The sequence below is a fragment of the Pseudarthrobacter sulfonivorans genome (assembly GCF_024391045.1).
Classification (GTDB): Bacteria; Actinomycetota; Actinomycetes; order Actinomycetales; family Micrococcaceae; genus Arthrobacter; species Arthrobacter sulfonivorans_B.
Genome location: NZ_JANFCZ010000013.1, coordinates 74,004 through 87,176, shown reverse-complemented (window position 1 = coordinate 87,176; position 13,173 = coordinate 74,004). Strand labels below are relative to the sequence as shown.

Here is a 13,173-nt window from a genome sequence, read left to right as displayed (position 1 = left end):
ACCAGCAGCCTTCCCCGACGCTCTCGCACTTGCTGCGCCGTTTGAGCCGACGCTCTATCAGTTGATGCAGGAAAGCACCGAATGCTCTATCACTCTCCACAAGAGAGTGATAGAGCATTCGGGTCTAAGCGACATCAAGTGCGAGAGCGTCCGGGGTGCAGTTGGGTGCCCGGGGATGGGATGGACGGCGTTCGCCTGCCTACCGGGCTGAGGGGACCACCGGCAGAGGTGAGGTTTCGTCCACAAGGTCGGCCCGCCGTCGTCCGTTCCCCTTGACCCACAGGCGGTACGCGAGCACCAGCAGCCCCAGCCAAACCGCACCCACGTACAGTGCCACGCGCGTATCCTCGAAGGCTCCCAGGACGCCGATGACCAGTGCCATGAACGCGATGGTGACGACGGACGCTGCCGGCCACCAAGGGGACGGAAATTCCGACGCCGGCAGGCCCTTCCGCGCGATCTCCCGCTTCATGGCCACGTGGGAAGCGAGGATCATGACCCATACCCAGACGGTGGCGAACGTGGCAATCGAGGCGATCACAATGAACACGTCCTCCGGAATCACAGCGTTCAGGACAACGCCCACCAGCAGGATGCCGGCCATCATCACCACCGTCATCCACGGAACGCCGTGGCGGGAAACCTTGCCGAAGACCGACGGCGCGTGGCCCTGGCCGGACAGCCCGAAGAGGATCCGGCCGGCGCCGAAGATGTCGCTGTTGATGGCGGACAGTGCGGCGGTGATCACCACGGCGTTGAGGATGTGCGGTGCCGCCGGGATGCCGAGGCTGCTGAAAATCTGCACAAAGGGGCTGCCGTTGGTGCCGATCTCGTTCCACGGGAAGAGGCTCATCAGGATGCCGAGGGTGAGGACGTAGAACAGCAGGACCCGGACGGGCACAGTGTTGACGGCTTTGGGAATGACTTTCTTGGGATCCGCGGCCTCACCCGCTGTGATGCCGAGGGTTTCGATCCCGCCGAAGGCGAACATCACCACAGCGAACGAGGCCAGGAGTCCGCCGAAGCCGTTCGGGAAGAGCCCGCCGTGCTCCACCAAATTGCCGAGCCCCGGGGCCACGGTGGACCCGCCGGTCTGGAAGCCAAAGGCGATGATTGCCGCTCCGCCGGCGATCATGGCGATGATGGCTGACACCTTGATGAGCGAGAACCAGAACTCCAGCTCGCCGAAGACTTTGACGCTGAGCAGGTTCAGGGCGGCCAGGAAGCAGATGATGGCCAGGATCCAGATCCAGCGGTCCACCTGGGGGAACCAGAAGCCCATATAGATACTGAAGGCTGTCACGTCCGCGATGGCCACAATGGCCATCTCAAAGACGTACGTCCAGCCGGTCACGAACCCGGCCAGCGGCCCAAGATACCGGCTGGCGTACTGGCCGAACGAACCGGAAACCGGGTGCCGCACGGCCATCTCACCGAGGGCCCGCATCACCATGAACACCGCTGCGCCGCCGATGATGTACGCGAGCAGCACCGCCGGCCCGGCCTTCTGGATCGCCGAGGCTGAACCGTAAAACAGGCCGGTGCCGATGGCCGAGCCGAGGGCCATAAACCGGATGTGCCGGACGTTCAGTTCCCGGTTGAGTGCACCGCCCAGAACGCGTCCGACGGCGGCGCCTTCCCTGGCGTTCCCGGTTTGGCTAACGTCGTGGCTGGCTGTGTCCTGTGTGGCGGCTGCTTGCTGCATACAAATACCTTCTCGTCATTGGGGAGGGGGACGCTAACCAGCAGACCATTTTGGCGGCTGACGTGATGAGCCTCACGGGGGCTTGGTGTCTTCGATCTCAGACAGGGCGGGTTTGGCTTGTTACTCCCGTGAATGGAGTAAGAAACTGTTGACATCATGTAATCCTTTCTTTACATTGGGGAATGTCAGCTTTGCTTTACATCTGGGTCCCCTTGGTTGGTGGAACGTGGCAGGAGCGGAAATGTCGTTCGAAGAGAAGAGCGCCTGGATCATGGGGGCTGCGGCGATTGCCTCCTACGGCGTGTACCTGGCCGTCATTCTTGGCATCGCCGGCACCACGGCCATCGCCGAGGTGCCGTACGTTGCACCGCTGCTGTGGACCATCGGAGGTTCCATTGCGGCCTCCATCGCCGTGCATGCGGTGATCGGGATCTCCTCACCCCGTGACGCCGGGAGGAAGGACCAGCGGGACAGGGAGATCTACCGCTTCGGCGAACATATCGGCCAGTCCTTTCTGGTCATCGGGGGAGTGGCCGCGCTGCTGATGGCCATGGCCGAATGGGAGCACTTCTGGATCGCCAACGTCATCTACCTCGCGTTCGTGCTGTCCGCGATCCTGGGCTCCGTGGCCAAGATTGTTGCCTACCGCCGGGGATTCCAGCCATGGTGAAGCCCACACGCGTCACCAATTCCATTCGCCGGCTGCGATTCGAGCGCGGCGAAATGACCCAGGCCGAACTTGCCGAGCGGGTGGGTGTCACCCGTCAGACCGTTATTGCCATCGAGCAGGGCCGGTATTCGCCGTCCCTGGAAATGGCCTTCCAGATCGCCCACGTGCTCAGCGTGCCGCTTGAGGACGTGTTCCAGTACCCAGTCCTAGGAGACGCATCATGAAAGCTATCGTGCAGGACGTTTACGGCAATGCGGATGTGCTGGCACTCCGGGACATCCCCCGGCCGGTGCCGGGAGCCGGTGAGGTGCTTCTCAAAGTCAAAGCCGCGGGCGTCGACCAGGGGGTGTGGCACCTCATGACCGGACGCCCGTACCTTGTCCGGCTTTTCGGCTTTGGTTTAACGAAACCCAAGGTGCCTGTCCGCGGCAGGGAGGTTGCCGGTGTTGTCGAGGATGTTGGCACCGGCGTGACCCGCTTCCAGCCCGGCGACGAGGTGTTCGGCACAAGCGAGGGGTCATTTGCCGAATACGTTTGCGCGAAGGAGACGCTGTTGGCCCGCAGGCCGGCAAACCTTACCTTTGAGGAAACCGCAGCCACTCCCATCTCCGCCATCACCGCGCTGCAGGCCATCCGCGACGCCGGCCAGGTCACCGCCGGGCAGAAAATTCTGGTCATCGGCGCGGGCGGGGGAGTGGGATCCTTTGCCGTGCAGATCGCCAAGGCCTTTGGGGCGGAGGTCACCGGGGTCTGCAGCACGGGCAAGGTGGATCTGGTCCGGTCGCTCGGAGCTGACCGTGTCATCGACTACACCAGGGATGATTTCACGCTCGCCGGTGTCCGTTACGACGTCATCATCGATACTGCCGGTAACCGGTCCCTTGCTGTTTTGAGGCGCGCGCTCGCACCGCGCGGAACCTTGGTGATCGTCGGAGGGGAAGGCGGAGGGAAGGTCACTGGCGGATTTGAGCGCTCGCTGGTTGCGCCCCTGGCCGCACTGTTTTCCGGGCAGAAATTCAAGGCTCTGATGGCGAAGGAAAACCACGCCGATCTTGACGCGCTGACTGCGCTGCTGGAAGCGGGCACAGTGAAACCGGCCGTGGACAAGGTCTATGACCTGGCCGATGCTGCTGCCGCCATCGACTATCTGCACCGGGGGTTGGTCCGCGGCAAGGTGGTTGTTCGCGTGTAAACGCGCAAGGTTATCCACATAGGCCAGAGCGGACGATGCATTTGCGGGGCCTGCCCAGTGAACTGGTCCGGCTGGAGTCCAGGATCACGGGCGTCAGGGTGGGGCTGTTTCACTCAGGGTGCGAACGTGACCCCACGCTCCGCGGCGGCGGCTTCGAGGATCCGAACAGCCTTGGGGCCTACCCCGTGCATGGCAAGTAATTCCCTGCGGCCCAGCGCGGCCACCTCAGCCAGCGACGTGATGCCCGCGTTGAGCAGGGCGCTGTTGGCAGGCCGGCCAACCGGAGGCAGGTCCCCGATCTGTGCCGGAACGTCCCGGGTGGTCATGCCTGCCTCGCCGCAGCTTCGATCACGGCACGATGTGTGCCGGCACCGTCGTCAAGCCATGGGAGGAGCCGGCCGCGCAGGTAATGATGCAGCGTCTCTTGCTGGTCCATAGCGGGCACTCTACCGAAATGCGGCCCGTGTGCCAGCCCCTTGCCTTCTCAGCCACGCCGTCCATAGGAAACCCAAGGAGAATAGTCTGGTATCCCAGACAACGAAGCCAGGGGATGGATCCGGAAGTCCTGCTGCGGCACGCAAGCTTAAGTACGGTATCCCGGACACCCGGACACCCGGACACCCGGCGAAGACGACGGCGACGCATCGGAGAAGGCAATGGCAGACACAGCAGCGAAGGCGACGTCCAAAGTCCCCGCCGCCGAGAACACCCTCCGCATCCTCAAACTGTTGGCCTCGAAGCGAGGTCCCATGGCGGCGTCGAGCATTGCCACGGCCCTCGAGCTGCCCCGTTCCAGCGTGTACCACCTCCTGGGCGTGATGGAGGCGAACGGATTTGTGCTCCATCTGCATGAGGAGCAACGGTATGGACTGGGCATCAGCGCCTTTGAACTGAGCTCGGCCTACTCGCGGCAGGAGCCGCTGTCCCGCCTGGGCCGCCCGCTGCTCGCCTCGCTGGTGGACGTCATTGGGGAGAGCGCCCACCTTGCCGTGCTCCATGGCCGGGATGTGCTGTACATCGTCGAGGAGCGGGCCAAGAACCGCCCGTCGCTGGTGACCGACGTCGGCGTCCGCCTTCCCAGCCACCTCACCGCCAGCGGCCGGGCCATCCTGGCAGCCCTGCCAAAATCGCAGGTCCGCGCCCTGTACCCGAACGCCGCGGCCTTTACTGCCCGGCATGAGGTGGAGGGCGCCATCATGAAGTACTCGGCGCTGTCCTCCCATCTTGACCAGGTCCGGCAGCGGGGATACGCAACCGAACACGGTGAGGTGACGCCGGGCTTCGGGTCCATCGCTGCCGCCGTCACCGATCACGTGGGTTGGCCGACGGCAGCTGTGGCCGTGACCTTCCTCGAGGACAAGCTGCCCTCGGACCAGTGGCCGGCGCTCGCGGCCCGCGTCCAAAAGGTGGCGGACGAACTCTCCGTCCGCATCCACGGCCGCCCCGCCAAGTAGCCTCCCGTCACAGTAGGGGTGGGTATGTCTGGAATCCCGGACAGCCGCCCAAAGAAAGTCCTTTCAGGCCCGCATCCAAGGGGCTTTAGTAGATACAGAACCTCAACACCACACCAGCACGACGAGAAGGAGCCCCTCATGGCACCCGCCGATTTCACCACCGGTGCCCGCCCGGTCAAAGCAGCCCGCGGCACTGAGCTCACCGCCAAGAGCTGGCAGACGGAAGCCCCGCTGCGCATGCTCATGAACAACCTGGACCCCGAGGTGGCCGAACGCCCCGATGACCTGGTGGTCTACGGCGGCACCGGCCGCGCCGTCCGCAGCTGGGCCGCGTTCGACGCCATCACCCGCACCCTGGAAACCATGGAGAAGGACGAAACCCTCCTGGTCCAGTCCGGCAAACCCGTCGGTGTCTTCCGCACCAACGAATGGGCGCCGCGCGTGCTGCTGGCCAACTCCAACCTCGTGGGCGACTGGGCCACCTGGCCCGAATTCCGCCGTCTCGAGGCCGAGGGCCTGATGATGTACGGCCAGATGACCGCGGGGTCCTGGATCTACATCGGCACCCAGGGCATCCTGCAGGGCACGTTCGAAACCTTCGCCGCGATTGCCCGCAAACTCACCGGCGACGAGAACGGCACCCTCGCCGGCACCCTGACCCTCACCGGCGGCTGCGGCGGCATGGGCGGCGCCCAGCCCCTCGCCGTCACCCTCAACGACGGCGCCTGCCTGATTGTCGACGTCGATGAGTCCCGCCTGCGCCGCCGTGCCGGCAAGCGCTACCTCGACGAGGTGGAAACCGATCTCGACGCCGCCATCGCCAAGGTGCTCAAAGCCAAGGAAGAACGCCGCGGCTGGTCCGTGGGTTACGTCGGCAACGCCGCCGAGGTGTTTCCGGAGATCCTGCGCCGCCACAACGCCGGGGAACTCACCGTGGACATCGTCACCGATCAGACCTCCGCCCACGATCCGCTGTCCTACCTGCCTGAGGGCATCTCGGTCGAGGAATGGCACCGCGAAGCCGAGGCAGACCCGGAAGGCTTCACCAAGAAGGCCCAGGCCTCCATGGCGCGGCACGTGCAGGCCATGGTGGAATTCCAGGACGCCGGCGCCGAGGTATTCGACTACGGCAACTCCATCCGCGATGAGGCACGCAAGGGCGGCTACACCCGCGCCTTCGAGTTCCCCGGCTTCGTTCCCGCGTACATCCGGCCGCTGTTCTGCGAAGGCCTGGGCCCGTTCCGCTGGGTGGCCCTCTCCGGCGATCCCGAGGACATCCGAGTCACGGACGAAGCCATCAAGGAGCTCTTCCCCGAGAACAAGCACCTGCACCGCTGGATCGACGCAGCCCAGGAGCGGGTGGAATTCGAGGGCCTGCCTGCCCGCATCTGCTGGCTTGGGTACGGCGAACGCGCCAAGGCCGGCCTACTGTTCAACCAGCTCGTCAAGGAAGGCAAGGTCAAGGCCCCCATCGTGATCGGCCGCGACCACCTCGACTCAGGTTCGGTTGCCTCCCCGTACCGCGAAACCGAGGCCATGGCAGACGGCTCCGACGCGATCGCCGACTGGCCCATGCTCAACGCGCTCCTCAACACCGCCTCCGGCGCCACCTGGGTGTCCCTGCACCATGGCGGCGGCGTCGGTATCGGCCGGTCCATCCATGCCGGCCAGGTGTCCGTTGCCGACGGCACCGACCTCGCAGCCCAGAAACTCGAACGCCTCCTCACCAACGACCCCGGCATGGGCGTCATCCGCCACGCCGACGCTGGCTACGACCGCGCCCTCGAGGTTGCCAAAGAACGCGGCGTCCGCATCCCCATGCAGGAATCCCGCTAACCGAGCCCCAATTCCACATCGATTGCTCCGTAAGTGCCGTTATGACCCCTCAAAAGGGCCCTTACGGAGCAATCGACGAGAAAAAGTAGGAAACCATGACCCTCACAACCCACGAACCGCTCACTGTCACCCTCGGGTCGGTCGGCGTCACGCCCGAGGACGTCGTCGCCGTCGCGCGCCACAACGCCAAGGTGACCGTCGCCCAGGATGCCCTGGACAACGTCGCCAGGGTCCGCGCCCACATCGACGGACTCGCCTCCAGCGAGGTCCCCGCCTACGGCATCTCCACCGGCTTCGGCGCCCTGGCCAACCGCCACATCCCCAACGAGCTGCGCACCCAGCTGCAGAAGTCCCTGATCCGCAGCCACGCAGCGGGCATGGGCCCCGCCGTAGAGCGTGAGGTGGTGCGCGGCATCATGTTCCTGCGCGCCAAGACCCTCGCCTCAGGCCGCACCGGCGTCCGTCCCGTGGTCCTGCAGACCATGGTGGACGTCCTCAACGCCGGCATCACGCCCGTGGTCCGCGAGTTCGGTTCGCTCGGTTGCTCCGGTGACCTCGCCCCGCTCTCCCACTGCGCCCTGGTGCTGATGGGTGAAGGGGAGGCAGTAGGGCCCGACGGCGTCACGTACGGCGGGCGCGGCGAAGCACCTGTCGCTGAGCTGCTTGCGCAGCACGGCATCGAATCGGTGACCCTTGCCGAAAAGGAAGGGCTGGCGCTGGTCAACGGCACCGAGGGCATGCTGGGCATGCTGCTGATGGCCATCGCGGACCTCCGCAAACTGCTCACGACGGCGGATATCACCGCGGCGCTGAGCGTCGAGGCCCTGCTCGGCACGGACCAGGTGTTCCTGCCCGAGCTGCATGCGGCCCTGCGCCCGCACCCGGGCCAGGCCGCCAGCGCGGACAACATGCTGCGGGTGCTGTCGGACTCCCCGATCGTGGCCTCGCACCGGGTGGGGGACTCCAAGGTCCAGGACGCCTATTCGCTGCGCTGTGCACCGCAGGTGGCCGGGGCTGCCCGCGACACCGTGGACTATGCGGCCCTGGTGGCGTCCCGTGAGCTTGCTGCCGCCATTGACAACCCGGTGGTCCTTCCCGACGGCCGCGTCAGCTCCAACGGCAACTTCCACGGCGCCCCGGTGGCCTACGTGCTCGACTTCCTCGCCATCGCCGTGGCGGACCTGAGCTCCATCGCCGAGCGCCGGACAGACCGCATGCTGGACCCGGCCCGCTCCCACGGCCTGCCGGCCTTCCTGGCCTCGGACCCGGGCGTGGATTCCGGCCTGATGATCGCCCAGTACACGCAGGCGGGGCTCGTCTCGGACAACAAGCGGCTGGCCGTCCCGGCGTCGGTGGACTCGATCCCCAGCTCGGCCATGCAGGAGGACCACGTCTCCATGGGCTGGCACGCCGCCCGGAAGCTGCGCAAAGCGGTGGAGAATCTCCGCCGGGTGCTGGCCATCGAACTGGTGACCAGCGCCAGGGCCATCGACATCCGCACGCAGCTGTCCGGTGGCGAACTGCTCCCCGGGCCGGCGGGTACTGCCGTCATCGAGGTCCTGCGCGGCCATGTTGAGGGACCCGGCGCCGACCGGTTCCTCTCGCCGGAACTGGAATCCGCCGACCTGCTGGTGGCGTCAGGGGACCTGATCACGGCAGCCGAATCCGCCGTCGGGATCCTTGCATAGGAAGGAATATTCTTCGTTCTCCGATGGCTTTTTGGACCAATGCTGAAATATGGTGCAACACGCACATTTCCGGTCCGGGAACTGTAGTAGAACTGAAGATGTAGTAAAGGTCACATCAACGAGGCTGTGACGGAACGTATACAAAGGGGTAGAAGTTCAAATGAAAGCACGTGGGGCAGTTCTTTCGAGACGCAACGCACATTCCACCATCGTCTCGGATTGGGGAACCTTCCGGGCCGGGGACCGGGTCGAGATCATCAAACACGCCCACGTCATTGCGGCGGGCGAGGTTGAGGAAGTATCACAGAGCGGGAATGTTTTGTGGCTTGTCCCGGCCGGGCCGTCGGAGGAGCAACTCTTCCTGAAATCCGATGGCGTGCAGGTTCGGCGAAGCTGACCCTGAACGCAGAAAAGTCCCTGCCCCCCGATCTGTTCGGGAGGCGGGGACTTTTTTGTGCGCGGTGGTTGGATTAGGCCGCGATGGCTTCGTAGGTCTCGCCGAAGGGGACCGATTCGTCCAGGGCAACAGTAAAGCGCCCGGGGCGCAAACGGGTCACAAGGATTCCGCAGGCGGCGTCCTTGGCAGGTTCGATCAGGGTGGCAACAGCGTTGTCCAGTCCTTCGCGCATCTCCTCGGCAGTGGCAAACTGCAGGTCGAGGGACCGGGCTTCTGAGGCCTCGTTGGCCGCAGCGGCGGTCAAGGGGCGTTCCAATATGGCTGTAGTCATACTTTCAAGTATACCGACCCATGGCTAAGATGTCAGATGACTGCCTTCTCCGCGGTCAGGGCGCAAAACCACCGAAGCTTGTTCGCGGAACCCTGCCTTGAGGGCGCGGATTCCCGAACAAGCTTCGGTTTCCGTGCTGGGTTATTTCTGCACGGAGTTGGTTCTGTACTGCGTTGGTTTGGGTACCCGGGTTGGAAGAGCCGGATACTAGCCGACCGGGGCAGCCTTGACTGCCAGTACGGGGCAATCGGCCTCCAGGAGGATCCGCTGGGACGTGCTGCCCATGATCAGCTTGCCCACCGGGGTCCGGCGACGAAGGCCGATCACAATCAGTTCCGCGTTGTGCTCCTCCGCTGCGTCCAGGACCTCGGCGGCCGCGTCATGTCCACGGACCGGCTGCTTGATGACGTGGTTCACCCCGTGCGCGGCGAGGCGCTGCTCGATGCCCAGCATCTCGTTTTCCTGCGCGTACCTGTTGTCCACCAGGGTGTCGCCCTTGGAAGAGTTGATCACCACCAGGGTGGCGCCGGACTTCCGCGCCTCCTCGATGGCCTGGGTCAGCGCCGCTTCACCTTCGGGGGTTGGGACGTATCCCACCACAATGGTCATGGTTGCTCCTGTCTGTGTGCTGACTGCGGGTAGGTGGGTCCGGCGGATCGCCGGCGGCATTTCAGTCACTGTAGTCGGCTGCGCCGGAATTGGCGGGAAGCAGTGAGTTGCGCGAGGAACGGTTCCGGCGGATGAGCTTGAACAGCAGCGGCCACAGCAGGATGAGCGCCACGAGGACGTAGATCCCGACGGCGATCGGCTCGCTCCAGAGCCCGGCAGGGTCACCGGCGCTGAGCTGCAGCGTCTGCCGCAGCTGCTTTTCGAGCCGCGGTCCGAGGATGACGCCGAGGATCAGCGGCAGCACGGGGAGCCCGAAGCGCCGCATCATGAACCCCAGCGCACCCAGCACCAGCAGCAGCACCAGGTCGAAGACCCGCAGGTTCACCGAATAGGCGCCCAACGTGGCGAAGAACAGGATGCCCGCGTACAGGTACGGCCGGGGCAGCTGCAGGAGCTTCGCCCACATGGGGGCCAGCGGCAGGTTGATGATGAGGAGCAGGAAGTTGCCGATGAAGAGGCTGGCGATCAGCGCCCACACCAGGGGTCCCTGGCTGTCGAAGAGCTGCGGCCCGGGCTGGATGCCGTACTGCGTGAAGGCCGCCAGCATCACGGCAGCCGTGGCGTTGGTGGGCAGGCCAAGGGCCAGCATCGGGGTCAGGGTTCCGGCTGCTGCCGCATTGTTGGCAGCTTCCGGACCTGCGACGCCCTCGATGGCGCCATGGCCGAATTCCTCGGGGCGCTTGCTGAGGCGTTTTTCCGTGACGTAGGAGAGGAACGTCGGGATCTCGGCGCCGCCGGCGGGGAGTGCACCGAAGGGGAACCCGAAGGCCGTTCCGCGGAGCCATGGTTTCCAGGAACGCTTCCAGTCGGATTTGCCCATCCAGGGCTGTCCCACGGGGATGGCGTGCAGCGGAGTGCGGCGCAGGTGCGCTGCGACCCACAGTGCCTCGCCCACGGCGAAGATGGCCACGGCCACCACCACGATGTCCAGGCCGTCGGACAGCAGCGGCAGGCCGAACGTGAGCCTGGCTTGGCCCGTGACCACGTCGAGGCCAACAAGGCCGATCGCCAGCCCAAGGCCCAGCGAGGCGAAGCCGCGCAGGCGCGAGGAACCGAGGACGGCGGTGACGGCCAGCAGCGACAGAACCATGATGGCGAAGTAGCTGGGCGCGCCCAGGCTGACGGCGAAGTCCACCACGATGGGCGCGCAGACCGCCAGGAGGGTGGTGCCGATGGTGCCGGCAACGAACGAGCCGATGGCCGCCGTCGCAAGTGCCTGGGCGGCCCTGCCTGCCTTTGCCATCTTGTTGCCCTCAATGGCCGTGACCACGGAGGACGATTCGCCCGGTGTATTCAGCAGGATGGAGGTGGTGGACCCGCCGTACATGCCGCCGTAGTAGATGCCGGCGAACATGATGAACGCGCTGGTGGGTTCCAGGGCATAGGTGACGGGCAGCAGCAGTGCCACGGTCATGGCGGGGCCAAGGCCCGGCAGGACGCCGACGGCGGTGCCCAGCACGACGCCGATCACGGCGTACAGGAAGTTCATGGGGGTCAGTGCGGTGGCAAAGCCGTCCATCAGGGAGGAGAAGACGTCCATCAGAGAATCCCTTCCAGGAGGCCGGCCGGCAGCGCAATGCCCAGGCCGAGGTAGAAGCCGTAGAACGTCAGGAGGGACATGGCCACGGAGATCAGGCCGTCACGGACGTAGTGCCGGCTGCCGAGCGCCCACACACTTCCCCAGAACAGGACAGCTCCGGAGATCACCCAGCCCGCCCAGTCGATCAGCAGGATGTTGGCGACGAAGGCCGCCACCAGCGGAAGTACTGTCTTCCAGTCGGCCGGGTGGCTGAGGTCGACGTCCTCGCCGCCCTCCACTTCGCCCCGTCCGCCGCGGAAGACGTTGATGGCCAGCAGGACAGCGCAGACCAGCAGCAGGCCGCCCACAACGAACGGCAGGGTCTTCGGTCCCACCGGGTCAGTGCGCGAGTAGGGTGTGACAATCCGGGCGGCGTCCGCGATAACCAGCAGGCCGGCCGCGCCGAGCAGGAGGACAACCCCCAGCTCGGCGCGGCCCTTGAGCCGTGAAGCCAGCGTTGGTGCAGAACTCACGCCAGGCCAAGCTTCGTGAGGACGTCCGCCACCCGCTTGTCCTGCTCGGTCAGGAAGGTCTGGAACTCTGCCCCGGTGATGAAGGCGTCAGTCCAGCTGTTGGTCTTCAGCGCCTGCTTCCAGGCATCCGTGCCGTGCATCTTTTCGAGGGCGCCAATCAGCTTGGCCTTGTCAGCGTCGCTGATGCCCGGAGGGGCCACAATGCCGCGCCAGTTGGTGAACACCAGGTCGATGTTGGATTCCTTGAGCGTGGGCGCGTCCACGCCCTCGAGCCGCTTCTCGCCACTGGTGGCCAGGACCCGGACCTCGCCGGATTCGATCTGCTTGAGGTACTCGCCCGCACCGGACGCGGCGAAGCCCACCTTGTTTCCGAGGATTGCCGGCAGGAGGTCTCCGCCGCCGTCGTAGGACACGAAGTTCACCTTGGTTGCGTCGATGCCCAGGGCACCGGCCAGCTGCATGGGCAGCAGGTGGTCGGGGCCGCCCGGCGAGGAACCGCCGCCCACGCTGATGGAGCCCGGATCCGCCTTCCATGCGGTGACCAGGTCATCGATGGTCTTGTAGGGGGAATTCTTGTTGACCATGATGGCGCCGGGCTCTCCGATGAGCCGGGCCAGCGGGGTGGTGGCCGTCAGCTTGGACTCGGACTTGTTGGTGTAGCTCGCGCCTACCACGCCCAGGCCCATCAGCATGGTGAGGTCGCCGTTGCCCTTTTCATTGACGATGCGGGCCAGGCCCACGGTTCCGCCGGCTCCGGCCAGGTTGAAGACCTCGGTGTTGGTGGCCACCTTCTCGTCATCCAGGACCTTGGCTGCCACGCGGGCGGTGGTGTCGTAGCCGCCGCCGGGAGTGTTGGGGACCATGATCTGGAGCCCGGTCACGGGGCCCGCGGCAGCGCTGGAGCCGGAGGCGTTGGTGGAGCTCTTTCCGGTGGCACCGCAGCCGGTGGCCATCAGGGCGATGCCGGCGGCGACGGCGGCGATTCGCAATCCGCGGATCTGGCGCATGGGGTTCCTCTTCTCTGAAAAACTTGGGGAAAAACTGGTCAGCCGGAAACCGGCTGGTGATCCGATGCTAGGCGGGGCGGTGACGGGCATCACTCTTGTGTACGCAGAGAAAGTTAAGTTCATTGCGTTCACGGCTGCGGCAGGAAGCCGGCCGCCCGGGCCGTGCAGACTT

The 13,173-nt window shown here is 65.5% G+C and carries 14 protein-coding genes; 7 read left to right on the top strand and 7 right to left on the bottom strand.

Features of this window, described 5'->3' with window-relative positions; all coding sequences use genetic code 11:
- Positions 1-199: 199 nt before the first annotated feature.
- A complete protein-coding gene (locus NQJ30_RS10670; protein WP_255769889.1) occupies positions 200-1,705 on the bottom strand; it encodes an amino acid permease in 1,506 nt (501 codons plus the stop codon).
- A gap of 241 nt (positions 1,706-1,946) precedes the next feature.
- Here NQJ30_RS10670 and NQJ30_RS10665 point away from each other — a divergent pair, with 241 nt between their 5' ends.
- From NQJ30_RS10665 to NQJ30_RS10655, 3 genes are read left to right on the top strand one after another with little or no spacing between them, the layout of a single operon-like run.
- The gene (locus tag NQJ30_RS10665) at positions 1,947-2,375 is read left to right on the top strand and encodes a hypothetical protein (protein ID WP_255769888.1); all 429 of its coding nucleotides are present in this window, start codon (positions 1,947-1,949) and stop codon (positions 2,373-2,375) included.
- Positions 2,369-2,599 carry a helix-turn-helix transcriptional regulator gene (locus NQJ30_RS10660; protein ID WP_255769887.1) on the top strand — a complete coding sequence of 77 codons (231 nt, stop codon included), beginning with the start codon at positions 2,369-2,371 and terminating at the stop codon, positions 2,597-2,599. The genes NQJ30_RS10665 and NQJ30_RS10660 overlap by 7 nt, the downstream gene beginning before the upstream one ends.
- Entirely contained in the window at positions 2,596-3,567 is a 972-nt protein-coding gene (locus tag NQJ30_RS10655) for an NAD(P)-dependent alcohol dehydrogenase (RefSeq protein WP_255769886.1), read from the top strand. The genes NQJ30_RS10660 and NQJ30_RS10655 overlap by 4 nt, the downstream gene beginning before the upstream one ends.
- A 113-nt stretch (positions 3,568-3,680) precedes the next feature.
- Here the strand turns inward: NQJ30_RS10655 and NQJ30_RS10650 are convergent, their stop codons facing one another.
- On the bottom strand, positions 3,681-3,893 hold the full coding sequence (locus NQJ30_RS10650; protein WP_255769885.1) for a hypothetical protein: 213 nt from the start codon (positions 3,891-3,893) through the stop codon (positions 3,681-3,683).
- A 330-nt stretch (positions 3,894-4,223) separates the two neighbouring features.
- Between NQJ30_RS10650 and NQJ30_RS10645 the strand changes: the two genes are divergently transcribed.
- From NQJ30_RS10645 to NQJ30_RS10630, 4 genes are all read left to right on the top strand, one after another.
- The gene (locus tag NQJ30_RS10645; RefSeq protein ID WP_255769884.1) at positions 4,224-5,021 is read left to right on the top strand and encodes an IclR family transcriptional regulator; all 798 of its coding nucleotides are present in this window, start codon (positions 4,224-4,226) and stop codon (positions 5,019-5,021) included.
- Positions 5,022-5,159: 138 nt separating this feature from the next.
- A complete protein-coding gene (locus NQJ30_RS10640) occupies positions 5,160-6,857 on the top strand; it encodes a urocanate hydratase (protein ID WP_255769883.1) in 1,698 nt (565 codons plus the stop codon).
- A 95-nt stretch (positions 6,858-6,952) separates the two neighbouring features.
- Entirely contained in the window at positions 6,953-8,545 is a 1,593-nt protein-coding gene (hutH, locus tag NQJ30_RS10635) for a histidine ammonia-lyase (protein ID WP_255769882.1), read from the top strand.
- A gap of 160 nt (positions 8,546-8,705) precedes the next feature.
- Positions 8,706-8,942: a hypothetical protein gene (locus tag NQJ30_RS10630; RefSeq protein WP_255769881.1), complete on the top strand. Its 237-nt coding sequence runs from the start codon at positions 8,706-8,708 to the stop codon at positions 8,940-8,942.
- A 73-nt stretch (positions 8,943-9,015) separates the two neighbouring features.
- On the opposite strand, the gene NQJ30_RS10625 is transcribed toward NQJ30_RS10630, so the two are convergent.
- The 5 genes from NQJ30_RS10625 to NQJ30_RS10605 all read right to left on the bottom strand — a co-directional run bounded on the left by NQJ30_RS10625 (position 9,016) and on the right by NQJ30_RS10605 (position 13,001).
- The gene (locus NQJ30_RS10625; protein WP_255769880.1) at positions 9,016-9,273 is read right to left on the bottom strand and encodes a hypothetical protein; all 258 of its coding nucleotides are present in this window, start codon (positions 9,271-9,273) and stop codon (positions 9,016-9,018) included.
- A 207-nt stretch (positions 9,274-9,480) separates the two neighbouring features.
- Complete coding sequence (locus NQJ30_RS10620; protein ID WP_255769879.1) at positions 9,481-9,882, bottom strand: universal stress protein; 402 nt, start codon at positions 9,880-9,882, stop codon at positions 9,481-9,483.
- 61 nt (positions 9,883-9,943) lie between these two features.
- On the bottom strand, positions 9,944-11,482 hold the full coding sequence (locus NQJ30_RS10615) for a tripartite tricarboxylate transporter permease (RefSeq protein ID WP_255769878.1): 1,539 nt from the start codon (positions 11,480-11,482) through the stop codon (positions 9,944-9,946).
- Positions 11,482-11,994: a tripartite tricarboxylate transporter TctB family protein gene (locus tag NQJ30_RS10610; RefSeq protein WP_255769877.1), complete on the bottom strand. Its 513-nt coding sequence runs from the start codon at positions 11,992-11,994 to the stop codon at positions 11,482-11,484. Before NQJ30_RS10610 ends, NQJ30_RS10615 begins: the two co-directional genes overlap by 1 nt.
- Complete coding sequence (locus NQJ30_RS10605; protein ID WP_255769876.1) at positions 11,991-13,001, bottom strand: Bug family tripartite tricarboxylate transporter substrate binding protein; 1,011 nt, start codon at positions 12,999-13,001, stop codon at positions 11,991-11,993. Before NQJ30_RS10605 ends, NQJ30_RS10610 begins: the two co-directional genes overlap by 4 nt.
- Between the last annotated feature and the right edge of the window lie 172 nt (positions 13,002-13,173).

Excerpts from the sequence above, each read along its gene's own strand:
- NQJ30_RS10650 (WP_255769885.1), bottom strand. The coding sequence starts at position 3,893 with ATGACCACCCGGGACGTTCCGGCACAGATCGGGGACCTGCCTCCGGTT.
- NQJ30_RS10670 (WP_255769889.1), bottom strand. The coding sequence starts at position 1,705 with ATGCAGCAAGCAGCCGCCACACAGGACACAGCCAGCCACGACGTTAGC.
- NQJ30_RS10615 (WP_255769878.1), bottom strand. The coding sequence starts at position 11,482 with ATGGACGTCTTCTCCTCCCTGATGGACGGCTTTGCCACCGCACTGACC.
- NQJ30_RS10605 (WP_255769876.1), bottom strand. The coding sequence starts at position 13,001 with ATGCGCCAGATCCGCGGATTGCGAATCGCCGCCGTCGCCGCCGGCATC.
- NQJ30_RS10630 (WP_255769881.1), top strand. The coding sequence starts at position 8,706 with ATGAAAGCACGTGGGGCAGTTCTTTCGAGACGCAACGCACATTCCACC.
- NQJ30_RS10655 (WP_255769886.1), top strand. The coding sequence starts at position 2,596 with ATGAAAGCTATCGTGCAGGACGTTTACGGCAATGCGGATGTGCTGGCA.
- NQJ30_RS10640 (WP_255769883.1), top strand. The coding sequence starts at position 5,160 with ATGGCACCCGCCGATTTCACCACCGGTGCCCGCCCGGTCAAAGCAGCC.
- hutH (WP_255769882.1), top strand. The coding sequence starts at position 6,953 with ATGACCCTCACAACCCACGAACCGCTCACTGTCACCCTCGGGTCGGTC.
- NQJ30_RS10645 (WP_255769884.1), top strand. The coding sequence starts at position 4,224 with ATGGCAGACACAGCAGCGAAGGCGACGTCCAAAGTCCCCGCCGCCGAG.
- NQJ30_RS10660 (WP_255769887.1), top strand. The coding sequence starts at position 2,369 with ATGGTGAAGCCCACACGCGTCACCAATTCCATTCGCCGGCTGCGATTC.
- NQJ30_RS10620 (WP_255769879.1), bottom strand. The coding sequence starts at position 9,882 with ATGACCATTGTGGTGGGATACGTCCCAACCCCCGAAGGTGAAGCGGCG.
- NQJ30_RS10625 (WP_255769880.1), bottom strand. The coding sequence starts at position 9,273 with ATGACTACAGCCATATTGGAACGCCCCTTGACCGCCGCTGCGGCCAAC.
- NQJ30_RS10665 (WP_255769888.1), top strand. The coding sequence starts at position 1,947 with ATGTCGTTCGAAGAGAAGAGCGCCTGGATCATGGGGGCTGCGGCGATT.